Here is a 21260-nt window from a genome sequence, read left to right as displayed (position 1 = left end):
ACACTAAACTTTCTCAGTAGAATAGTGTATATACCTCTTTTATTTTTATTTGATTTTAAGTGAATTTTACCATGGACATAGAAATTAAGCGTTTATCAAGCCAACAAATGATCCCTTTTATTTCAGACCTTGCTGAGCTTCGAGTAAAGATATTTTACGAATACCCTTATTTATGCGAAGGCGATCTTGAATATGAAAAAAATTATTTAACAAGCTATACGCAGTTTTCAGAGAGTATCTTTGTTCTCGTTTTTGATGACAATAAGCTGGTAGGTGCATCAACCGCTACGCCATTAAAAAATGAAACAGATGAAATAAAACTTCCTTTTCTTGCAAACAATTGGGACCTCAATAAGATTTTTTATGTTAGCGAAGGCATTCTCCTGCCAAAATACCGCGGCCACAAAATCGGACTGAATTTTTCCAGGCAAGTTGAAGAGGCAATCCGGGAAAAAGGGACTTATGAAACAATTACCTTTAGCGTTGTTGACAGGCAGCCAGATGATCCCCGAAGGCCAATTGATTGGAACCCGCCTGATAGATTTTGGGAAGGTCTCAGCTTTACCAAGCATCGGGAACTAAAAACTTTTTTCAAGTGGAAAGAGATTGGTGAAAGTGAAGCGTCTCCTAAGCCGATGATCTTTTGGCTTAAGCAACTTTAATGGCACGGTTCTATCATTACGGTGGCCCAGTAAATTGGGCCGTCTATTATGCAAATAGCAATGCTATTTCGCCCGTGATAAAAGTTCTCGGCTGATAAGCTTTATACAGAAGGTAACTCTGCCAGAGATTGTTCCAGGATTTTTTCTCCTGCCACTGCTCGGTTTTTAACAGCAATGTAAAGAATAACTGCACTGAAGATACCTATTACAACAAAGTCCCAACCAAACGGAATCACGTTCTTACCACCAAAGGCACCCAAATAGGAAATCAGGACCAAGCCTCCAAAATAGGGCGCAATCCACAGGCCAGATTTAATTCCAAGCGAGGAGACAGCCAAGCGCCCGCGCAAACAGGCAATAATAAAAAAGACGATACCAATTCCCATGGCAATCGATAATTTATAAATGGTGTCCCAACCTGTCCAGTAGCTGAGTAAGTTGCAAAAATAAAACGCGAGAAGGCAAATCAGGGTGGCAGCAGGCAAACGAAAATGCCGCTTTTCATTTGGCAACTCAATACGCATACAGAGCAATGCAATCGGGCCCATAGCATAGGAGATGACCATACCGGAAACCAGAAAGCTCACCATCGCCTGCCAACCCGGTAGCGGTAAAAATAAAAACATGCCGAGGACAAAATTCACCATAATGGCTGCAACCGGAAAATGTTGTTTATTGAGGTAAGAAAGCCAACGCGGCACATAACCAATCTGGCTCATGGCATACAGAATACGGGCAGTTGATGTCACATAAATGAGGCCAGCGCCGGATGGAGAAACAGCCGCGTCTATATAGAGCAGTTTCACCAGCCAGGCCAAACCCAGTCCCGCCGCAAGTCCAGCAAAAGGTCCCACATCTCCAACGAAACTCACGTGTGCCCAGCCATGGGAAAGCGTGCTGGGATGCAGTGCGCCAATGAAGGCAACCTGCAAGCCAATATAAAGCACCAGACAGCAAGCAACGGAGCCTACTATCGCCAAGGGGATGGCAAGCGCTGATCGTTTTGTTTCACCGGCCAGTTCTACACCATGTTTAAAGCCGGTAAACGCAAAAGCCACGCCACCCGATGCGACCGCTGTTAAAATAGCTTGCCAGCCGCTCATTGAAAAAGTAGTAGGTACTAGGCCTGTAAAATTGCTGCTATGAAAGCTTACTTTCATTAGCGCAATGATGGCGATAATAATAACCGCAACCTTGAAGAAAAATAATAGAAAGTTAAAGCGCATCAGACCCTTATAGCTGACGATATTAATCATGCAAAACGCCAGCATCAACAATGTTGCCCAGACCAATCCTATCCCCGTTAGCACAGGAACACCGTTTTCAAACATAGTTAACGAAGTGAAATAGGTAGACGCATATTGCAAAATGGCTTGTACTTCGATAGGCGCCATTGTCAAGGCAGAGAGCCAAGCAACCCAGCTCAAGACAAAACTGGTGAATGTCCCATGGCTCAATTGCGGGATCTGGGCAGTCCCACCTGCAACAGGAAATAAAACCGATAATTCAGCAAAGGTCAAAGCGATGATAATCGTCGCCGCCCCGCCTACCAGCCATGCAATAATCGCTGCAGAGCCTGAGATTTTTGCTGCGTATAAAGGAGCGAATAACCAAGCAGAGCCCACCATACCATTAATGCTTATCATCAGCAGGCCAAAAGGCGTAAAACGTCGATTTAACATCATCCTAAGGGTTCATTCCTTTATTCAAATTGGCTGGGTCATGTATGATCGGCAATCCTTTCAAACTGTATCAGTATCGCGCCCAATAAAACGATAATGACGCCGATCGATTGTGTATAAGACATCTTTTCATGAAGCAGTGCCAAACCAATAATGACAGTGACAACCGGTTCAAGAACGGACAGTATGGATGCCTTTACTGGACTAATATACTTTAAACCATCCAGTAGCAATTGGATAGGGACGGCGGTCGCTATGATACCGAGCGCCAGCACATAACACCATGCAACGGGCGTAACAGGCACACTCAAGCTATGCGTATAGCAGGATAAAATTAAAAAGATGACCGTGTTGGCGAAGCAAATAAGGAAAGTAAGCAATCGGGAATCGATAGTTTTTGCACTGTGCTGACTTCCATAAACGTAACTTGCATAACAAAATGCAGCAAGTATGGCAAAGAACAGGCCAAAAATATCCAGCTGATACTGACCCTGACCTTTTAATAGCAACAAGCCTGTCACCACGGCCACCAGGGACGCAAAGGTGTGTTTATTGATGCGCCAGCCGCTGAACAACCAGGCAAATAGTGTGACAAACACAGGAAATGAAAAGAAAATTACCATACCCACACCTGTTCCAATGTGAGTGCTCGCCATGAAATAAAAAGCGCTTCCGCCGCTATAAGTCACAGCACCAAACAGAATAACTTTAACCAAGCTGGAATAAGCTTGTGTTGATTCGCTGTTTTTTTTCCTCAACAGGGTAATACTTCCCAGCATCCAAAAGGTAGCAATCAAAAACCGCCAGAAAAGCATATTAGCGACAGAAAAATGTTCATGAAAAAGTTCTGTGCCTAAATAGCCGATGAGGCCGTATAACATACCTGACAGTGCCACCAGAAGAGTACCGCGCAGTTGTAATTGAGAGGGAGACATCAAAGCCGTATTCATTGCACAACCTGTTATTTTAATAAGATTTTGTTAGTAGGATATTCTTTCATACCCCACCTATTTTTACCACCTCGCTGGGCTCGCTATTTTATAGCGCCGCCGCGCATTCAGCAAAGGCATTCACCTCACTTTCTGTGGTATCGAAGGACGTCATGATTCTTACCTCGGATGCCGCTTCATTCCATATATAGAAATAAAATTTTTCCTGCAATTTTTCTATATATTGCACCGGCATGGTTGCGAAAATGGCATTTGCCTGCGTTTCCTGCGTCAATCGGATGCCTTCGACTGTAGCCAGCTTTTTTGCCAGCAACTGTGCCATGGCATTTGCCTGCAGAGCATTCCGTTTCCATAAGTCGTTGGAGAGCAGTGCATAAAATTGGGCAGAGATGAATCGCATCTTGGAAGCAAGCTGCATACTTTGTTTACGAACGTATAGAAAATCCTTGCATAAACTACGATTAAAAAACACAACCGCCTCACCTATCATCATGCCATTTTTGGTACCGCCAAAAGAAAGGACATCAACACCCGCTTCTTTTGTCATGGCCTTCAATTCCACTCCAAGGCTAACTGCCGCATTAGCGATGCGGGCACCATCTACGTGCAAAAACATTTGGTTCTGATGTGCAAAATCAGCAATCGCTTTTATTTCATCTACCGTATAAACCGTGCCAAATTCTGTTGTCTGACTAATAGAGATGATCCCGGGTTGCACGTGATGCTGATCGCCCAAACGACTCAAATGGCGTTTGATGCTCTCGACCGAAAGTTTTCCGTCCTTAGTAGAGACAAGAAGTAGTTTTGATCCGGTAAATTTTTCTGGCGCACCGCACTCATCAACCTGGATATGCGCCGACTCAGCACAAATCACGGCCTGGTAGCTACGGTTAATAGCCGCAAGTGATGTCACATTGGCGCCAGTCCCGTTCAATACAAAAAAAACATCAATATCATTACCAAAATGTTCTTTAAATTTGTTAACGGCCTTTTCCGTATATACATCCTGGCCATATGCAGGAGCATGATGCTGATTTGCCTCAATAATTGCCCGCATAATATCAGGGTGAATACCAGCATAATTATCGCTGGCAAACGATTTTTCAGTCATGGGAATCACCTGGTTGAATTGAAGGATAGATTAATGAATGCGCAGAACAAATCATACAATTAATTCATACTCCAAACAATAGGACGCAAAACCATTATTGGTTGCGTAAATGGCGCAAAAGGTTACGTGTCTCGGGAAATAATAAATTATTTTTAAGCCTAATCATAATTAGGCCGATGATAATTAAAAAGAGCAAATTTAATACGAGAATAATCATGAGACCAAGCGCCCAGCTGGATTGAACGGTAATCAGATATAAAAACAGTAACCCCAACAGACACAGCCATAGACTTGTCAGCAATGAACCAAGCATTAAATATAGTACTAATAAAGTAACCAGATTTCTCCCCGCGAGGCGCGCTTCAATTTCAACAAGTGCAAAAAAATTGCCGACAAATCCAAAAAGCGTTGGCAGAAAAAAAAGCAACTTGATCACTGTCGCGGTAAAAAAAGATTTTTTCTTTGCTGTCATGTTTAACCTTCCTGGCTTAATAAATACAGCTTTCTTCTTTATGGCCTACAGAATCATTATATCGTAAATGCTTTTTTCTTTTTTTTATTTCATAACTTATTGAATAATTGCACATCTTGACTTATTTCATGTTATAATTGTATTTTAAAGACTCACTTTTTCTTTAACAAAAGGAATTGCCATTATGCTTGCATGGGCGCTACTGTTTCTTGTTGTCGCATTGATTGCGGGATTATTAGGCTTGGGAGGTATTGCGCTTATTTCTATTGAAATAGCAAAAGCCATCTTTTTTATTTTCATTGTTCTTTTCATTATCTCTTTCATACTCTATTTAACAGGAACCAGCTTCCCCTTGTTAGCATGGGTACTTATCTTTCTCGTCATTTCCATTATTGCTGCCATCTTCGGTTTTACCGGTATTTCAACAGCATCAGCTGAAGTCGCACGAGTAATCTTCATTGTTTTCCTTATTTTGTTTGTCATTTCGCTCATTATGCGACTAATAGGATGGTAACTTTTTCTGAAAGAATATGGGATGAAACAAACAAGGAGAGTTAAAGATGAAATCACTCGCATCAATCATTGGCGTCTTGCTAATTATTTTCGGTGTCGCTGCTTTTTCTTACCGCTATTTTACTTATACTACCAACGAAAAAAAATTGTGGAGATAGGCAATGTGGAAGTAACAGCAGAGCAGGAAAAAGCCATAGTTATTCCACCGGCGGTAGCGGGCATTGCAATTGCCGGGGGTATCATTCTGGTTATTATTGGGCTGAAACGCAAATCCTAAGGCGAAAAAACCGTATTCATTATTTACTAGGCGGCTTGCCTGGAAAATCCTCCCGTGGGTTTTTGGGATTGTCCCGGCCTGGTTTGTGACTGTCCTTAGATAAATCACCTGGACGCGGCCGCTTCTGTGTCGACTGCTGCTCAGGTTCTTGTCGTTCTAATTGTTTAGCCATAACATTCTCCCACGTTATAGGCTATTTCAACCGCCTCGTTATTGTTAGCGCCAGGATCAGCAAGATAATGAAAAGAACAAAAAATAGGAAGAATAAGAATTTTGCAATGCCGGCAGCTGCGGCAGCAATACCCGTAAATCCAAGCACACCTGCTATGATTGAAATAATAAAAAACACAAGCGCCCAATATAGCATATCGTTATCCTCCGGCGGCGGCGCGCCCTATGCTGTTATTTTCTACGTAATAGGTAGCCTAATAAAAAACCGGATGCGATCGCGATACCTACCGATTTGAACGGCTTATGCACAATATAATTGGCCACATTATCTCTTATCAGTGCAGACTTATCTTTAACATTATCCATGGATTGCTGATATGAATTGCCAATTAAACTTCCCAAATCATAGGTCGTCCCAAGCAAATCCTCTTTGAGTTTTTCCACATCGGCATATAAATCATTTTTAGAAAATTTATTTTTAGTAGCCATGGCAAACTCCTCCTATGGTTCACTTCATAAAATCATTACCGTTGATCCTCTGGAACATGGCCCTTTTCGTGGCGATGCTTGTCATTTTTCGCTTTTTCGCGATCAATTTCACGGGGGTCTTTTTTGACAGGGATTTCTCTTTTGTCCTGATCGTTTTGATATTTTGGGTCCATGATCTCTCTCCTTAACTTTGAGGAAATTAATCACTTATCTGTAAATTTTATTAAAAAAAAGGAGGCGCGTAAATTGGACATAACCCTGAGAGCAAAAACAATAATTATAATTGTCTGTAAATTGATATAGTTAAAAATAAAGTTATTTAAAAACACCCATCTTACTTTCATCCGTAATAACTATTATTTAATAACTTTCCCCAGTAATAAGTGAAGCGGCCAGTGCATGGTGCGTTCATTCCCATGATCACCCCAAATTTTTTTGATGTCGTTAATGATAAAATCAATCGGATTTTTGTGTTTTCGCTTTTGATATTCTTTCACAGCTGACCAAGTATTCAGGTAACCAACAAGCTGATTCAGATTCATTGTTTTATCCATCGTAAAATAAGGCGCTTGTAATTTTTCAAAAGGGAAATGAATAGTACGGTATTGCTCGTCAATATACCGTCGCTCTTTGGGCCAGTACTCGCCGAGAATTCCGCTATATAATTTTTCAATTTTGGCATCGATTTCAGGGTTGATTTTGCCCAGGGAATAACACCAGGCAGCAATGATACCTTCAGGTTTTAAAACACGTTTAGCTTCATTGTAAAAAGATTCGAGGTTGAACCAGTGTAATGCCTGGGCAACGGTAATTAAATCCACCGTAGAGGCATTGATATCGGTCTTTTCAGCTGGGCAGCATCTATATTGAATATTTTTCTTTTTGATAGCAGCATCCAGCTGTGCCTGATTAATGTCTGTTGCAATGACATCATCAAAACATGCGGCAAGCATAATGGCCGCTTGGCCGTTACCTGTTCCACAATCCCATGCAAGTTCATGCTCATGCACAATACCAGATAAATAATCATATAATTCTTTTGGGTAATCTGGCCTAAATTGACGATATTCGGCTGACTTTTCCCCAAAATGATCCGTGTATTTCATAACGATCCTTACTTAATGGTGTTACCAATTCCAGTCATAAACGGGATTATCAATTACTTGACGCATTTCGTTTAACCAATTTGCTGTCGATCCGCCGCCGGGAGCAACGGGATTTAGCCAGTTATGCTTGGTCCACAGATACATTTCTAGATTTTTCATGCGAATAAACCAAGGTAGGGACTTAATCAATTGATGATCCAGATGGAAGATCGAAGCATAGGCATTAAGAAAAGAACCGAGCTTCGGTTGCCACTCCATAAATTTTCTCCTATCCAGCTCCAAAAATGGCCGTGCAATATCAGCACAAAACCAATGATACACTGGCTCATCAAAATCTATAATAAAAACATGATTGCCATCGTATAATACATTTCCAGTGCGATGATCGCCATGCGTCAAACCAAAAATGTCTGTGTTTTGTGGCAATCCTAAAAACCATTGACTAATTTGATGATACTCATTTCTTACTGCCTCATCTTCCGCCTGCACATACTTGTCCAGATCTTTCCACAAATCCAGCCAATTCAAGAAACTGCAGCCCGTCGCGGGCTGATAGTGTGCAGCTGCGCGATGCAATTTCGCTAATGCCATTCCCCAAGTTTGATATATGCTGATATCCTCGTGATTGAAATGAATATGGTTACCGGCCACTTCTTCGTTTACGTGCGCCAAGAAGATTTTATCCTCTTGCTTGACTTCTTCAATATAATTTCCTTGAAGCGACGAAAGCGGTTGACATATAGGTACGTCGAACTCATATAAATGTTTCTGAAAATCAAGCGCAGACGCAAGTGCTTCACGTGTGCGTATTCGGGGATGAGTAATTCTTAAATATCTTCCTTTTTTATTGCATTCAAAACGATATACAAGATTAATCCCGTCGCTAGCAAGTTGTAGTGATGAGACGTCGCCCCACAAAGCTGCCGCACGGCGAGGGGTAACACTATGATTTATTTGCTTGAGTGTTTCTTCCCACATACCTGCTCCATTTTATTAATATACTGACATAACCCAGCTGTTCAAACAAAAGCACTTGCCTAATGTAGGTCTTTTAATGGATAATGACAAACAATTGAATGAGGTATTTCCCCATGAAACTGTTACAACGCCGCTAGCTTTTGATCGCACTACATCCTGTATCAAAATAACTTTTTTGGCGAGTTGTAACCATGTCTACCCTCAAGCATGAAATAAGAGAAACATTTTCCGTTGGCATTCCTCTAGTCGCATCCCAGTTAATTTATGCATTAAGTGGCTTCGTCGGGACTGCTATGGTGGCAAGGCTGGGCGAAGACGCCCTGGCGGCCAGTGTTCTGGTGTCTACCATCTGGATGACCTTGCTTGTACTTTTTTTCGGCATCCTTAATTCCGTGAGCGTGTTGGTTTCCCACCAGTTTGGCGCAAAAAATCATAAAACCATTAGTGAAATTATGGGCCAGGCTTATCTTCTCGGCCTCATCATTGCCATTATCATGGTCTTCATTTTATTGTTAATGCCAGTGTTCCTGCGTTGGAGTTCCCAGCCGCCAGCCGTTTTAGAATTAGCGCGACAATACATGCATGCGCTAATTTGGACGACACCAGGTCTGATCGCATTAATTATTAGCGAACAATTTTTAGCGGGCATCAATCGCACTAAACTGGTTTTGCGAATAAGTGTGCTGGTTGTTCCTATTGAAATTCCGCTCATCTATATGCTCATCTTTGGAAAGATAGGTTTGCCGGCGTTTGGCGTTGCCGGCATTGGCTATGGTTTTGCTATTACGTATTCGATCACTGCCATCGGGTTATTATTTTATTTATTAAAGTCGCCGCATTACCGTCATTTTAAAATTTTTAATGGCATCAACCGATTTCATTTTCGATACTTTAAAGAACTGGTGAATGTAGGATTGCCGATGGGATTTATGCATGTCATTGAAGTCAGCACATTTGCGCTGGCTACCTTATGGATGGGACAATTTGGCACAACCATGCTTGCTGCACATCAAATTGTCATGCAGTTTTTAGGATTTGCCATTACGCTTGTCTTTGCAATGTCCCAAGCGGTGACTATTCGTGTGGGACATTCCGTTGGGGAGCAAAATGTAACGGGCGTTTATTATGCTGCCTATGCAGGCATGCTATTAAACTTTGTCTGCGCAATCTTAATCGCGCTTGGATTTTATTTGATCCCTACTTTTTTCTTGGGGCTCGACATAGATACTCACAAGCCTGTTAACGCGGATCTCGTACGTGATGCTTCTATGCTGCTTGCCATCAGTGGTGTTTTATTATTATTTGATAATTTTCGTATTATTGGATTCGGAGCATTACGCGGTTTAAAAGATACACGTTTTCCTATGCTTGCGTCTTTCATCAGCTTTTGGCTAGTGGGCCTTACCTGCGCTTATATTTTTAGTTTTCACTTTGGCTTTCAGGGCAGCGGTATCTGGTGGGGATTGACATTGGGTATCGCTTTTGGTGCCGCGATTGTTTTTATTCGTCTGCGAATATTATTAAAACAGATCGATGAGAATAAGCTCACGTTAATTAAAGAAATGAAAAATTAAATGTGCCAGATAGAAGGAAAACTCGCCATGCTGCAAAAGATACAGTTTTACCTGTATTTATCATGAGTTACACAAAGACATGAAGTGCAATTTCATTGGCGTGACTAGTGTGTTAAACGATAAATTAATATGGCAGCGCGTTGCGTCTGCACAGGCAAAGAATCAATCTCCACCGTTTCAGCATTGGAGTGCGCTCCCCATCCTGCCGGCCCAAGCCCAGCGAGGTTAGCCGGCACAATTTGAGCAATATGGGAAATATCACCCGCCCCCCGCATGCCCGGATCCAGGGGTTTAATTGCTCCCTGCCCTAACGCGAGACTCGCTTCGCTATATTGCTCCAATAATTTTCGATTATTTTCAGTAGGTGCCATGGCAGGAATGCCATCTTGGAATGAAATCTTAGCCTTAGTATAAGGCAAATGCTGTTCCACAATCTCAGCCATTTTTGCCTTGATTAAATTCTTTTGCGTCTCATCAATGAATCTAAAATCACCATCCGCCTGGGCAATTTGCGCTACGACATTTTGTTTTCCAAACGCGGTACCATCATATGTTTTTTTATTATAGGTGATATGCGTTCCTCCCAACACAATGCCAGGATTAAAAGATAAGTATTTTTCATTTTGTAACTGCTCACGCATGGCATTCAGAATGCGAGTTAACTCAAATATAGCGCCTGCACCTACGTTCTCTTGAAAAATAGTGGCTGAATGGGATTGATTCCCAGCGGTTTCCACCGTCCAGTCACTGATGCCTCGACGGGCAATGGTCGCTGTCTCAAGCGAAATGGCCGGTTCAAAATCAAGCGCCACGTCACTGCGACGAGCAACTTTAATAAGTGGTTGACGAGAAATGGAAGTCGGTTTGCCAGAGTCTTCTTCATCCCCGGTCAACACAACTGTAATCGTTGTATCCTTGAGTACATGCGCTGCATTCAGTGCTTTTAGTGCATAAAGTATCACTACCACTCCGCCTTTATTGTCTATCACACCGGGACCTTTTGCGCTATGCTTGTGCATTTCAAATCGCTTGAATTTACTCGTGGGGGGAAAAACCGTATCGAGATGGGCAATTAACAGCACACGTTTTCCTTTATTTCCGCGTCGTTCTGCAACGAGTGTCCCCGCACGATGCATGCTTGCGGGCTCTTCCACCCAATAAGTTTCAAAACCAAGCTGACTTAACTGAGCACGTACTACACCGCCCACTCTATGCACTCCACGGATATTCATGGTACCGCTATTGATATTAACTAGTTTTTTAAGCAGGATAATTTGTGACTGTTTATGTTCGCCAATATAATTCTTCATCTTTTCCTCAACAGGGGAAAGCGGTCCTGCTGCTACTGCAGTCTGTGTAAAAAAATACAGGATAACCCAGAAAAATATTCTCATGAAATCAGCACGCCTTGCTTATAACGGATTAAAATCAGCTACCTTAACTTTGCCCATCCCTGCCCGCCAGCAGAGAAAATTGTCGCCATTTTTAGTATAATCATAGAGTCCCCGCGTTTGTTCATCATCCAGCCATTTTTTTATCGTCTCGATTTGATGAGAAGAAGCCGCTTCAAGATGAAGCACGCCTGACTCCGATAAAATAGCGGGCGCCAAATGCTGAATAACATTCTTCAATAACTGATCTGTTTCTTTGCTATTTGCTTCGTCACGAACAGCCAGCTGTTCAACCAGAATGACATCCGCTTTTGAATGACCTGTTAGTTCCGCCAATTTATTTTTAAGTTTTTCCTGATCTGCAATATCCATTTTTAATAAATGAAAATTGCCATATTTTTCCTGAATAAGCTCCACAATTGCTTTTATTTCTTTTGGAAGATGGGTTTCAACACCAATATAAGTAAAATTCTCGAAATAATCGTACATGGCATAATAATGCGGAAAATCATAGCATCCTAAATCTAGAACAACAGGTTTTTCTTTTATCCCTTTTCGATCAAATTTGAAACTCTGTATCCTTTCTTCGAAATCAGCCATAATTTCATTTATATTAACGTCAAAAAAACGCGACTGATTCTGTTTAAGATACTGTGAATAAATACCGCGATAGGCTTCATGTGATTTCATTTAAATTTCCTGTTGTTGAATTGCGACTGGTTGTTGAACATTTTCATTCTTTTCTGCGAATTTACTCAACGTATCAGCAGCGATCCGTCTAAAATTTTCTGCTGTCAAATCTTCTCTTGTGCCATTTTTTAAAACATATTGATAGGTGCGGGCACCTAATAGAGTAAATAAATTATTCATCCCTGCAATAGAGAGTGACGCAGTAAATGGATTTGAGACCGGCAGGATGGGTTTTAATCGTGGTGGAGCATGTTTCTCGTATGCATAAGCCATTTCAATCAGGGTATTTTCTGAGTAGGCTTTTCCAATGAGCTCAATGCCCACTGGCATTTGGTTAATATAACCAATGTTAAAAGAAAGCGATGGCAGTCCGGCGTTTGAAGAGACAGGCGCTTGCCAGGTATTCACTTTAAAATCATCATAAGTAGCAACCCCTGTCGAAGCAATTGGCATCATGAGTGCGTCCAGATGCTCCGTTTCCATCATTTTTTCCACGTATTGTCTGTTATTAGCTAACAGTTCAAGTACTTCAGTGTGGCGCTCGCTATTTCGTTTGGGAAGTTTCTTCATAAACTGCAGGCAGTCGTTCACACTGCCAAACGTGCGTGTGCGATCCGATTCACATATATCACGAAAATTTCGCCTCGTAGCAGGATACGTATCCAGGTATTCATTCACATCCTGCACTTCGCCCGCTTCATTTAATTTGCGATCATTATTAAAGGCGGGCAAATTAACTTCCAATACCACAGTCGCGCCTAATTCCTGCATTTTTGCAACCGCCTTTTCTATCTCCGCCTGAACTTCCTTGGGCATGCTTTTATACGGATCAAATTTACCTGCTCGTCGAATGATCCCAATGCGCTTACCCTGCAGGCCATTCGCATTTAAAAAAGCAGTGTAAGTAGCGGGCCGTTGCATATTGAGCGTGGTTTTATCACCGGGATCAGGCTGTGCAACCACATCCAGAACAGTCGCAAGATCAGCGACCGTTCGTGTCAATGGACCGGCTATGCCATCTATATTCCCGCGCGGGAATATACCGCTGCGGCTAATCAATCCCATGGTGGGACGCAAACCAACGATGCCATTAAAAGCAGCGGGAACACGCACTGATCCACTATTATCCGTGCCGATGCCGATCATGACAAAGTTTGCACTGACGGCAGCTGCAGGACCACTGCTCGAACCGCCAGGATTTTGTGAGGGATTATAAGCATTCCCCGTCCTTCCGCTACGGCTGCTAATACCAGAAAGTCCGGAAGCAAATTCATCCATCGTGCCCTTGCCTAAAAGAATGGCTCCTGCCTTACGCAACTGGCTTACTAAAAATGCGTCTTTAACGGGTTGATTGCCCAGCAAAGCAAAAGATCCGGACGTTGAAGTCATATCGTAAGTATCAACATTATCTTTCAGCAACACTGGAATACAATGCAACTTGCCTGCAAGCTGATGCGTGTTCATATATTGCTTATCTAGCTGCTTTGCATCTTCTAAAACAAAAGGATTAATTTCAGTGATGGCATTGATGGGTGCCATCATTGCGGTACTCAGGTTGTAATTTTTAATACGGTCAAGATAGGCATTAACCAACTGTTCACAGGTCAGCTTTCCTGTCTGGATTGCTTCATGAATGGTCGCAATAGTCGCTTCTTCCAGCAAGGGCAGCGAAGACACCGGATTCGGTTGAGGCGCAGGTGGTGGTATCGGAGCAGGCACAGGCTCTGTCGCAACAACGGCTACCGGCACCGATGAAGTTAAAGATTGAGGCGAAGTGGGTGGTTGAGGTGTCGCGGACCCAGTTTGAGGTAAAGCCTGTGCATGAGCAACGCCCACCATCCATAAAAACCACATGAGCAGTATAGATAATTTCATAATAGTAAATCCCTTTCATCATTCTGCCTGCAATTCAACCTGGCGCTAAGTATCTGCCTGAAATCCTTATCTAAGGCAGAAAAAAGTGGGTAACTTCTTTAAGTGCGCCATAACGCAAAGGTTTGCTTAACGCACTGATATTAGCAATTTGTATTTTAACGCTTTGCCTTCTTGCCGGAAAGTTTTTAATCTGTCACGATTTGGTGAGAGCTAGGCAAGCAGTCTCCAGAGTAAGCAGCATGGCTTGCCCACCCTGGATTTAGGAATGTAGATTGAGTTAGCCTTGCGCTGACTCGGGTTTGTTTGTTTCGTGATTCACTTTGCCACTGGCATTGGCCAAATCAAACAGGATTTTTCGTGCTGTGTGAACAACGGCGTTGCCGGGCACGTTTTTATTAATCATGATAGCAATGCCCGATTTTCGGTTAGGTAAAACAGCAATATAGGTTCTAAACCCATCCGTTGATCCTGTTTTATCAATCAATGCTTCCCCGTTAAAAACAGGTTTATCATAAACATCAACTACATTGAGTGGGCCCAGTTCCATTGCTGGATCACTTAATAGAGGGGCGGTATTAGCCGATGTAAAAGGATGAATTAGCCATCCCAGCCCCTGGTCCATGTCATTTAACTTCACATAAGCAGTCTGCGTCATACGCATAGGATAAAAAATCCGCTCTGGTGTGCCTGGCAGCCCAATCGCAGCACCCAGAAAGCGGTGCATATCATCTGCTGATAATTTAAAACCGTAAGCGGGAGCGAACAAGCCTAGCTGTAATGGATTGACCGGTTTTCCATCTTTATTATAGCCTTGCGCATAATAACGCTGTAATCGCTGTGGGACACTTAAGGCAATGGGTTGCATTTTTAATGGCGATAAAATCTGGCTACGATAAAGCTGATTGTAGTTTTTATGTGTCACTGATTCCAATGCCATGCCAAGCATACCAATGCCTACATTAGAATAAGTCCATTTATCCCCGGCGGAATAGGTAGGTTTCCATTTACCTAAATAGTTTTCGAACGCTGTCTGATCTTGAATGGAAGGCGCATCAAAAGGCAGCCCCGATACGTGCGTGGCGAGACTCTTCAGCGTCATATCGTCGAAATCGCCAGGCAAGCTGGACATGAATTTAGTGACAGGATCATCCAGCTGCACTTTTGCTGCGTCAACTTCTTGCGCCAGTAGCAAGCTGGTCATGATTTTTGTAATGGAACCCACTTCAAAAATGGTTAGTTTGGTAACAGGCGTTTTCTTTTCCTGATTCGCAAATCCAAAATAATAGGACCGTGGCTTGCCATCCACATAAATTTCAACCGCCGCGCCAGGAATATCATGTTCTTTCATCAATGCCGTTACTTCTTGCTTAACTGTTTCCGCATCAGCATCCAGTGTTTCAGCACTCGCATAAAAAGGCACTAACAATAATAATCCTGTCATCAGAAAACGAAGCAGTTTATTCATACTATCCTCTTATCAATTACAAATAGGTTTTCAGGTGCTCTTGACCTTTGTTTTCGCTATACAGCTCGCCAAATAATCCAGTATTTTCTCCATTTTCTGATTGATGGCAGTGACATCCTGATTAACGAGTTGCTCTGCCGTCTGCACATAGTCTGAAGGTTTTAAATCATCACGGCAATGCTCAATCATATCGCGCATCAACTCAGGGGTTATTTCGAGATGAAATTGGAGCCCGTATACACGATCCCCGTATCGAAATGCTTGTCGGGGGCAACCTGCGCTACTTGCCAATAAAACGCTTCCTTTCGGCAAACCCGGCATATCATTATGCCAATGAATAACATCAAATGCTTTAGGCAATTGTTTGAAAAAAGGATCTGCTGCCGCTTCCTGTGTAGCATGCACAGGATAAATGCCAACTTCCCTGCAGGGGCTTTGCTCAGCCCTTGCGCCTAATGCTTCCCCAACCAGTTGCGCGCCCAAACAAATTCCTAATACTGCTTTGCCTTGTTGAATGGCGTTTTTTGCCAGCGCAATCTCATCGCGCAGATAGGGATATTGATCCAATTTCCGTACGCTCTGCGGACCACCCATGAGAATAAGCAGATCAAATGCAGAAACATCCGGGAGCTTTTCGCCTTTGTAAGTATGGGTGCCGGATGCTTGAAATTGATTCTTTTCTATCCAGCTTTCAATCATCCCCAATTTCTCAAAAGACGCATGAATTATGTAATGTATTCGCATACCTCACCTCACTTTAAACGTTGCCAGCCGTTCTATCAGCTTTGTTTTAATGCCAGACCACTCCGATGAAATAATACTAAAAACGACTGTATCACGCACATGACCGTCTTCCAACACCATGTGTTTGCGCAGGACACCTTCTTCAACGGCACCCAGTTTTTTAATTGCCGAACATGAACGGGCATTTCGCAAATCGGTATAAAATGCTACTCGATTTGCACCTAGTGTCTCGAAGGCATGGTCTAATAACAGTAACTTGCATTCGGGATTAACAGCTGATCCCCATACTTCCTGCACATACCAGGTATAGCCAATGCTTAACCGATGATGTTCGGGGGCAATCTCGTAGTAGCGGGTGGTGCCAATTATTTTCTGATCGGCCTTGTTTATCACAGCAAAAGGCAACTGCAAGCCTTCCTGCCATCCTTTTATAGCCTTCTCGAACCAACAGTCGAACTTAGCCCCCGCATCGTTGCTTGGTAAATAAGTCCAGATACGCTCATCGACGGAGACGGCTCGCAAAGCTTCACGGTGTTTTTCATCGAGAGGCTCCAAATCCACCCAACTGCCTGATAAACGCATGGCTTTCAGATCCAGCATGGCTGGTCCTCTCCACTATGATGTCTTGATTTTAAATTCACGAAAATAACCACACTCCTTGTACCCTAAACGCTGATACAATGGAAATCCTTCATCCGATGCTTGCAGTACAGCAATATGATATCCCAGGTCTTTCGCGCGCTTTAAGCGAAACTGCTGCATGACGGTACCGTATCCTTTACGACGCGCATCAGGCACTGTCGATAACCAGTGCAGGCCTGCCACACCCGCATAATAACAGGAAAGACCACGCACTACCGGCTTACCCTCTACGTATCCCACATAATATTCAATGGGATCATCCTCAGTCACTACTTCGGCAACCCAGGCAAAATAAGTTTCAAATGCCGTTTTGTCATTGGCGAGCACCAGAGCAAAATCACGCAGCGTTTGTTTATCCAATGCACGCACAATTTCCAGCTCAGGTACCTGCAACGATTCAATATCCCATGAATCCAATTCAAAATACATGGCGACATTATTTTCCGTATTGTGATAGCCCGCTCGTTCAAGCTTGCTGCAAAGGTCAGCAGGTTTATCATGTGGACTGATCCACCAGGAAAAAGGTACGCGCCGTTGGCGGAAATAAGCCGTCACTTCCTCAATTTTTTGTTCGGCTTCTTCACTGGGAAAATGCGCATCAATAGCATAATTGAAAGTGTCATCCGCCAAACCTGCATTAACGAGTGTAAAATTCGGTACGCGAATCAGCTCAACCTGATTCAGATATTGAGCAAAGTGAGTCATATGAACGTTAAGATTAGCCTCCATTGCCTTGACAATCTTCTCGCGTGACCATGAGTGCGCAGCAGGACCGCGATTCGCTGGCAGGAAGTGTTTACGTCTTTCTGACCACAGTTTTGCTTTCGCATCCATTTCCTGCACCCATTGGGCTTTACCAGCAACATACTGGTAAATATCGTGTCTGTACGCTTTGGCCAGTTTTTTCTTTAATTCAGCGTAAGCATTGGCAGCGTCAGGGTGATGCGTTACATAATCGCGAAAATGGATATGGCGCCTAATTTGTGGATCACCTACTTCAAAAAGGTGCAGGTGATAACGCATGAGGCCGTCTTGGCGAGCAGTAAAAAAGCTAACATGTGGAATGATATTCCGGCGCAATGGTTCATAATTCAATGTGAGCAGCTGGCGTTCAATGACAGGAACAACGTCAATGCTTTCACATTCAATCAAAATATCAATCACGGGTTTGGCTGGCATTTCTGGAATGGATGTGCTGCCAATATGGTGTATTGCTGTAACGTGATGACCCAGCGCCGTCTGAATCCGCTTGGCCTCTTCCTTAAAAAGTGCGGGCCATTCGGGGTCATAAGGTAAGATTTCAACTCGACGTGTTTGCATGGAAGTCTCCACTTTCGTCTTTTTGTCTCACTTTGTCATCCAATACTTTTCAGATGACTTCAATGCCAGGATATTTCCCGCAGTTTGCGGAGAATAATGCATTTAAAGTTGAATTACTAGAATACAAAATACTTGAGGCCAGGCTATTGTGGATTTTTGACCAGCGCTTGGTATTGTAACAATTCTTTAAACAGCGGTGTTTAGTCGCGGTATTTTGGTATTGAGTAAGTTAGTGGGGCTGCGTCATTACAGGGTGGCTGACTGCTCTTGGAATTAAGCAGCCCAAGAGAAGAAATACTTGCATTAAGAGGTTTAGAAGGCAATGACAATTGACGCTCAACTGTGCGCGATATTACTTCTTCAGGTGCATCAAACTGAATCTCAGTAATTTCTTCATGGGTAGGCGAGACTACTCGAAGAATAGAAACTTTATTTAAAAATAAAGTAACGGTAGCAGGCTGTGCTAACTTTGTTTGCGACAAGAACGACTTTTTTCCCCGTGCGCCGGTAAACTGCGTGGACCCCTGCGATTTTACTGTATCTTTAGCAATGTTATATTGACGATCTGTTAATGCCTGCAAAATTTTATCATGCAATTCTTGGCTGTCTGGCAAACCTGATCCACCTGCCAAGATCACGGCGCTTTTTTCTTTATTTTCGCCTAGCACCTCATCCAGGCAGCAGACAAAATCATTTGCCTGATCCATCACTTCCGTACCAAGATGGGTCAGGGAACCAATCATGGTAGAAGAATTGCATGTGGTCACCACAATACACCCGTAAGCGGCATAAGGATCTTTAAGTGAAGTATCTTGTTTAAAATCCACAACACGGATAGGTCCATGCGCCGATTTCCATTCTTTAAGCAGCATAATGATGTAGCTCGTATCAACAATGAACAGTTATTATACAGAGCCAACATAAAGGAAATCTTAACAATGCTCCGCCATCCAATCATCCGTTATATTGTCGCAGTCAATTGATTTTTATAGCTTTTATGATTAGGCTTTTTACAGTTCAATTTCCATCACCGTCACGGGATGATGATATAACTTATCCATGCCAATGTATTTCCAGCCTAGCCGCGTATACCAGCTAGGTAAAGTAGGATCGAGTGCGATCAAATACAGTTTGTCATGTCCCATCACTTTTGCTTGTTGCTTGACGAGATTAATAAGCAGCTCCCCAATCCCACGCCGTCTGTAATCGGGATGTACGATCAGGCTGCCAAGATAAGGCGAGAAATGATTGCCAATCCCATCGTCTTCCCGTAATGAAGCCATGGCAATCGGTTTATTTTCATAAATCGCCACAAAGGTCATCGGCATGATGTCCTTGTTTGCGTGCGTACGATAGGTTTCTTTGGCACGCTCTACGCTCGCGTTTGGAATCCATGCCTTACCTAGTTCGTTAAACCACAAATAAGCAAGCGGTGAAATATATTCAGGGCAGTCAGCAAGCAGTTTGATTTTCAGGTTTGATTGCATAATCGCTTCACGTCAATGATGTAATAGAAAATACAGTACCCTATAACGACCTTCAATATAAAGAAAAAATAATGGCGGGTCACCATTATCTGAACTTTGGCCATTTTTGGCAGTGTTCACGAATTTGTCATCCTGAGCGAAGCGCACTACTGTCCGGTGAATTTTGCCCGCCGTCGTCCCGCTGCTTGTCAGCGGGATCCAGACACCGCGAAGCGGCGAGAAGCAGCATTCATAAAGAAACTCATTAAATATTTGATGGATCCCTCGAACAAGTCGCGGGACGAGAACAGAAATTTACCGGATAGTAATGGAGCGCAGCGAAGGATCTTTTATTGTACATTTAGAGATCCTTCGCTACGCTCCACTACTGTCCGGTGAACCAGATTAAAAATTGATCGTCCTTGGTAAAGCGCTATGATAGCGCGCTAAACACCACATTTAGCACCAAGGACGAACTGATGAAAGATACCGTTTTTCAACGATTATTAAAACCCGTTACAAAAAAATTAATGAAGGAATGTATAGAACGCTTTCGATCTGATCATCGTTATGAATCATTTAATACATTTGAACATTTAAAAACGATGATTTATGCACATATTAATGAAATTAAAAGCTTACGCACGTTAGAGGTTGCGATAAACAGTCAAAAAATTGGTATAAAAACGCAAGTAAAACGCTCGACCTTAAGTGATGCCAATCGAAAACGACCAGCCGAAAGTTTCTTTTGGATATTAGAACAGCTTATGTCTTTGTTACCCAGGAAAAAACATAAAGAAATAAAAAAAGTAATCAGGATATTAGATAGTAGCCCGATACAGCTAAGAGGCCAAGGGTACGATGAGTGGTCAAAGCAATATGCGACTCGGCATATACAAGGATTAAAACTACATGTTGAATATGATTTAGGATTAGATTTGCCCTTAAGGATGAAGTTGAGTCATCCAAATTGTAATGATGCGACGATGGGACAAAAATGGCCAATCCTTAAAAACACCCTTTATGTGTTTGATAAAGGTTACTACGATTACAATTGGTGGTGGAGCATCAACAAAAGGCAGGCTTATTTTGTGACTCGATTAAAGAAGAATGCGGCCATTGTTATAGAAAGCCGGCAAAAAAATACTCGCGAACCCATCTTACAAGATTGTCTTTTTAGAATTTCAAATAAAGTTCCGCGTGGTGGAAAACGCATGGAATATAGCGAGACGCTGAGATATATAAGTGTAAAAAGAGAAGGAAAAACTCCTCTTATTTTGGTAACTAACTTGAAAGATTTACCAGCAGAAAATATTGCTAAGCTTTATAAAGCCCGATGGGAAATAGAGCTATTTTTTAAATGGATCAAGCAAAATCTTCGACTTAAAAAATTTCTGGGCCGATCTTCTAATGCGGTTAAAATTCAAATAGCAACAGCCTTGATTGCTTTTATATTGATACAGATATTTAAAAATGTTTCAAATGAGAAACGTTCATTACATCTCGTTTTAGTCTGGATCAGACATAATTTGCATGTTGCAGAATATCGCAATAGACAATACAAGCCTCCTATTTATTTAATTTCAAGGAGGCCTGTTTATTTATGATACAGGTTCACCGGACAGTAGTGCGCTACGCTCAGGATGACAGCATTTTTCCGTAGAAGATGACAGCCATTTTCC

The 21260-nt window shown here is 42.5% G+C and carries 24 protein-coding genes; 5 read left to right on the top strand and 19 right to left on the bottom strand.

The window, feature by feature from the left end:
- The first annotated feature begins 71 nt into the window (after nucleotides 1-71).
- Nucleotides 72-662, top strand: a complete 591-nt coding sequence (locus AQUSIP_RS10360) for a GNAT family N-acetyltransferase (RefSeq protein WP_114834619.1) — start codon at nucleotides 72-74, stop codon at nucleotides 660-662.
- 101 nt (nucleotides 663-763) lie between these two features.
- Here AQUSIP_RS10360 and AQUSIP_RS10355 read toward each other — a convergent pair whose 3' ends face one another.
- The 4 genes from AQUSIP_RS10355 to AQUSIP_RS10340 form a co-directional block, all read right to left on the bottom strand.
- Nucleotides 764-2347, bottom strand: a complete 1584-nt coding sequence (locus tag AQUSIP_RS10355; RefSeq protein ID WP_114834618.1) for an APC family permease — start codon at nucleotides 2345-2347, stop codon at nucleotides 764-766.
- A gap of 35 nt (nucleotides 2348-2382) precedes the next feature.
- The gene (locus AQUSIP_RS10350; protein WP_114834617.1) at nucleotides 2383-3294 is read right to left on the bottom strand and encodes a DMT family transporter; all 912 of its coding nucleotides are present in this window, start codon (nucleotides 3292-3294) and stop codon (nucleotides 2383-2385) included.
- Nucleotides 3295-3382: 88 nt separating this feature from the next.
- Nucleotides 3383-4405: a threonine aldolase family protein gene (locus tag AQUSIP_RS10345; RefSeq protein ID WP_114834616.1), complete on the bottom strand. Its 1023-nt coding sequence runs from the start codon at nucleotides 4403-4405 to the stop codon at nucleotides 3383-3385.
- A 94-nt stretch (nucleotides 4406-4499) separates the two neighbouring features.
- Entirely contained in the window at nucleotides 4500-4877 is a 378-nt protein-coding gene (locus tag AQUSIP_RS10340; protein WP_114834615.1) for a hypothetical protein, read from the bottom strand.
- A 184-nt stretch (nucleotides 4878-5061) separates the two neighbouring features.
- Here AQUSIP_RS10340 and AQUSIP_RS12620 point away from each other — a divergent pair, with 184 nt between their 5' ends.
- Nucleotides 5062-5391 carry a DUF1328 domain-containing protein gene (locus AQUSIP_RS12620; protein WP_407641511.1) on the top strand — a complete coding sequence of 110 codons (330 nt, stop codon included), beginning with the start codon at nucleotides 5062-5064 and terminating at the stop codon, nucleotides 5389-5391.
- A 21-nt stretch (nucleotides 5392-5412) separates the two neighbouring features.
- Nucleotides 5413-5667, top strand: coding sequence for a hypothetical protein (locus tag AQUSIP_RS10325; RefSeq protein ID WP_197737873.1), 255 nt, complete (start codon nucleotides 5413-5415; stop codon nucleotides 5665-5667).
- Between the two features lie 19 nt (nucleotides 5668-5686).
- Here AQUSIP_RS10325 and AQUSIP_RS12385 read toward each other — a convergent pair whose 3' ends face one another.
- The 6 genes from AQUSIP_RS12385 to AQUSIP_RS10305 all read right to left on the bottom strand — a co-directional run bounded on the left by AQUSIP_RS12385 (nucleotide 5687) and on the right by AQUSIP_RS10305 (nucleotide 8411).
- The gene (locus tag AQUSIP_RS12385) at nucleotides 5687-5839 is read right to left on the bottom strand and encodes a hypothetical protein (RefSeq protein WP_170131821.1); all 153 of its coding nucleotides are present in this window, start codon (nucleotides 5837-5839) and stop codon (nucleotides 5687-5689) included.
- 21 nt (nucleotides 5840-5860) lie between these two features.
- On the bottom strand, nucleotides 5861-6034 hold the full coding sequence (locus tag AQUSIP_RS10320; protein ID WP_114834614.1) for a DUF1328 family protein: 174 nt from the start codon (nucleotides 6032-6034) through the stop codon (nucleotides 5861-5863).
- A 35-nt stretch (nucleotides 6035-6069) separates the two neighbouring features.
- Nucleotides 6070-6327 carry an ElaB/YgaM/YqjD family protein gene (locus AQUSIP_RS10315; protein WP_114834613.1) on the bottom strand — a complete coding sequence of 86 codons (258 nt, stop codon included), beginning with the start codon at nucleotides 6325-6327 and terminating at the stop codon, nucleotides 6070-6072.
- Between the two features lie 35 nt (nucleotides 6328-6362).
- A complete protein-coding gene (locus tag AQUSIP_RS12380) occupies nucleotides 6363-6500 on the bottom strand; it encodes a hypothetical protein (protein WP_170131820.1) in 138 nt (45 codons plus the stop codon).
- Between the two features lie 183 nt (nucleotides 6501-6683).
- A complete protein-coding gene (locus tag AQUSIP_RS10310) occupies nucleotides 6684-7433 on the bottom strand; it encodes a class I SAM-dependent methyltransferase (protein ID WP_114834612.1) in 750 nt (249 codons plus the stop codon).
- 21 nt (nucleotides 7434-7454) lie between these two features.
- Nucleotides 7455-8411: a phosphotransferase enzyme family protein gene (locus AQUSIP_RS10305; protein WP_114834611.1), complete on the bottom strand. Its 957-nt coding sequence runs from the start codon at nucleotides 8409-8411 to the stop codon at nucleotides 7455-7457.
- 191 nt (nucleotides 8412-8602) lie between these two features.
- Between AQUSIP_RS10305 and AQUSIP_RS10300 the strand changes: the two genes are divergently transcribed.
- Entirely contained in the window at nucleotides 8603-9985 is a 1383-nt protein-coding gene (locus AQUSIP_RS10300; RefSeq protein ID WP_114834610.1) for an MATE family efflux transporter, read from the top strand.
- 104 nt (nucleotides 9986-10089) lie between these two features.
- Here AQUSIP_RS10300 and AQUSIP_RS10295 read toward each other — a convergent pair whose 3' ends face one another.
- The 9 genes from AQUSIP_RS10295 to AQUSIP_RS10255 form a co-directional block, all read right to left on the bottom strand.
- Entirely contained in the window at nucleotides 10090-11379 is a 1290-nt protein-coding gene (locus tag AQUSIP_RS10295; protein ID WP_172621982.1) for a M20/M25/M40 family metallo-hydrolase, read from the bottom strand.
- An 18-nt stretch (nucleotides 11380-11397) separates the two neighbouring features.
- A complete protein-coding gene (locus tag AQUSIP_RS10290; RefSeq protein WP_114834609.1) occupies nucleotides 11398-12066 on the bottom strand; it encodes a hypothetical protein in 669 nt (222 codons plus the stop codon).
- On the bottom strand, nucleotides 12067-13941 hold the full coding sequence (locus tag AQUSIP_RS10285; protein ID WP_114834608.1) for an amidase: 1875 nt from the start codon (nucleotides 13939-13941) through the stop codon (nucleotides 12067-12069).
- Nucleotides 13942-14218: 277 nt separating this feature from the next.
- The gene (locus AQUSIP_RS10280; protein ID WP_114834607.1) at nucleotides 14219-15406 is read right to left on the bottom strand and encodes a serine hydrolase; all 1188 of its coding nucleotides are present in this window, start codon (nucleotides 15404-15406) and stop codon (nucleotides 14219-14221) included.
- 30 nt (nucleotides 15407-15436) lie between these two features.
- Complete coding sequence (locus AQUSIP_RS10275; protein ID WP_114834606.1) at nucleotides 15437-16150, bottom strand: glutamine amidotransferase-related protein; 714 nt, start codon at nucleotides 16148-16150, stop codon at nucleotides 15437-15439.
- A 3-nt stretch (nucleotides 16151-16153) separates the two neighbouring features.
- Nucleotides 16154-16750, bottom strand: a complete 597-nt coding sequence (locus tag AQUSIP_RS10270; protein WP_114834605.1) for a GNAT family N-acetyltransferase — start codon at nucleotides 16748-16750, stop codon at nucleotides 16154-16156.
- A 15-nt stretch (nucleotides 16751-16765) separates the two neighbouring features.
- A complete protein-coding gene (locus AQUSIP_RS10265; protein WP_114834604.1) occupies nucleotides 16766-18112 on the bottom strand; it encodes a bifunctional GrpB family protein/GNAT family N-acetyltransferase in 1347 nt (448 codons plus the stop codon).
- Between the two features lie 200 nt (nucleotides 18113-18312).
- Complete coding sequence (locus AQUSIP_RS10260; RefSeq protein WP_114834603.1) at nucleotides 18313-18984, bottom strand: hypothetical protein; 672 nt, start codon at nucleotides 18982-18984, stop codon at nucleotides 18313-18315.
- A gap of 138 nt (nucleotides 18985-19122) precedes the next feature.
- On the bottom strand, nucleotides 19123-19599 hold the full coding sequence (locus AQUSIP_RS10255; protein WP_114834602.1) for a GNAT family N-acetyltransferase: 477 nt from the start codon (nucleotides 19597-19599) through the stop codon (nucleotides 19123-19125).
- 458 nt (nucleotides 19600-20057) lie between these two features.
- Here AQUSIP_RS10255 and AQUSIP_RS10250 point away from each other — a divergent pair, with 458 nt between their 5' ends.
- Entirely contained in the window at nucleotides 20058-21185 is a 1128-nt protein-coding gene (locus AQUSIP_RS10250; protein WP_232058605.1) for an IS4 family transposase, read from the top strand.
- Nucleotides 21186-21260: the final 75 nt, after the last annotated feature.

The organism is Aquicella lusitana (genome assembly GCF_902459475.1).
In the GTDB taxonomy this organism is placed as follows: domain Bacteria; phylum Pseudomonadota; class Gammaproteobacteria; order DSM-16500; family DSM-16500; genus Aquicella; species Aquicella lusitana.
The sequence above is the reverse complement of the archived record's forward strand: the minus strand, read 5'-3'. Positions and strand labels throughout refer to the sequence as shown.

Bases quoted from the DNA above. Each gene is read 5' to 3' on its own strand.
- AQUSIP_RS10360 (WP_114834619.1), top strand. From the start codon at position 72: ATGGACATAGAAATTAAGCGTTTATCAAGCCAACAAATGATCCCTTTT.
- AQUSIP_RS10355 (WP_114834618.1), bottom strand. From the start codon at position 2,347: ATGATGTTAAATCGACGTTTTACGCCTTTTGGCCTGCTGATGATAAGC.
- AQUSIP_RS10350 (WP_114834617.1), bottom strand. From the start codon at position 3,294: ATGAATACGGCTTTGATGTCTCCCTCTCAATTACAACTGCGCGGTACT.
- AQUSIP_RS10345 (WP_114834616.1), bottom strand. From the start codon at position 4,405: ATGACTGAAAAATCGTTTGCCAGCGATAATTATGCTGGTATTCACCCT.
- AQUSIP_RS10340 (WP_114834615.1), bottom strand. From the start codon at position 4,877: ATGACAGCAAAGAAAAAATCTTTTTTTACCGCGACAGTGATCAAGTTG.
- AQUSIP_RS12620 (WP_407641511.1), top strand. From the start codon at position 5,062: ATGCTTGCATGGGCGCTACTGTTTCTTGTTGTCGCATTGATTGCGGGA.
- AQUSIP_RS10325 (WP_197737873.1), top strand. From the start codon at position 5,413: ATGAAACAAACAAGGAGAGTTAAAGATGAAATCACTCGCATCAATCAT.
- AQUSIP_RS12385 (WP_170131821.1), bottom strand. From the start codon at position 5,839: ATGGCTAAACAATTAGAACGACAAGAACCTGAGCAGCAGTCGACACAG.
- AQUSIP_RS10320 (WP_114834614.1), bottom strand. From the start codon at position 6,034: ATGCTATATTGGGCGCTTGTGTTTTTTATTATTTCAATCATAGCAGGT.
- AQUSIP_RS10315 (WP_114834613.1), bottom strand. From the start codon at position 6,327: ATGGCTACTAAAAATAAATTTTCTAAAAATGATTTATATGCCGATGTG.
- AQUSIP_RS12380 (WP_170131820.1), bottom strand. From the start codon at position 6,500: ATGGACCCAAAATATCAAAACGATCAGGACAAAAGAGAAATCCCTGTC.
- AQUSIP_RS10310 (WP_114834612.1), bottom strand. From the start codon at position 7,433: ATGAAATACACGGATCATTTTGGGGAAAAGTCAGCCGAATATCGTCAA.
- AQUSIP_RS10305 (WP_114834611.1), bottom strand. From the start codon at position 8,411: ATGTGGGAAGAAACACTCAAGCAAATAAATCATAGTGTTACCCCTCGC.
- AQUSIP_RS10300 (WP_114834610.1), top strand. From the start codon at position 8,603: ATGTCTACCCTCAAGCATGAAATAAGAGAAACATTTTCCGTTGGCATT.
- AQUSIP_RS10295 (WP_172621982.1), bottom strand. From the start codon at position 11,379: ATGAGAATATTTTTCTGGGTTATCCTGTATTTTTTTACACAGACTGCA.
- AQUSIP_RS10290 (WP_114834609.1), bottom strand. From the start codon at position 12,066: ATGAAATCACATGAAGCCTATCGCGGTATTTATTCACAGTATCTTAAA.
- AQUSIP_RS10285 (WP_114834608.1), bottom strand. From the start codon at position 13,941: ATGAAATTATCTATACTGCTCATGTGGTTTTTATGGATGGTGGGCGTT.
- AQUSIP_RS10280 (WP_114834607.1), bottom strand. From the start codon at position 15,406: ATGAATAAACTGCTTCGTTTTCTGATGACAGGATTATTATTGTTAGTG.
- AQUSIP_RS10275 (WP_114834606.1), bottom strand. From the start codon at position 16,150: ATGCGAATACATTACATAATTCATGCGTCTTTTGAGAAATTGGGGATG.
- AQUSIP_RS10270 (WP_114834605.1), bottom strand. From the start codon at position 16,750: ATGCTGGATCTGAAAGCCATGCGTTTATCAGGCAGTTGGGTGGATTTG.
- AQUSIP_RS10265 (WP_114834604.1), bottom strand. From the start codon at position 18,112: ATGCAAACACGTCGAGTTGAAATCTTACCTTATGACCCCGAATGGCCC.
- AQUSIP_RS10260 (WP_114834603.1), bottom strand. From the start codon at position 18,984: ATGCTGCTTAAAGAATGGAAATCGGCGCATGGACCTATCCGTGTTGTG.
- AQUSIP_RS10255 (WP_114834602.1), bottom strand. From the start codon at position 19,599: ATGCAATCAAACCTGAAAATCAAACTGCTTGCTGACTGCCCTGAATAT.
- AQUSIP_RS10250 (WP_232058605.1), top strand. From the start codon at position 20,058: ATGAAAGATACCGTTTTTCAACGATTATTAAAACCCGTTACAAAAAAA.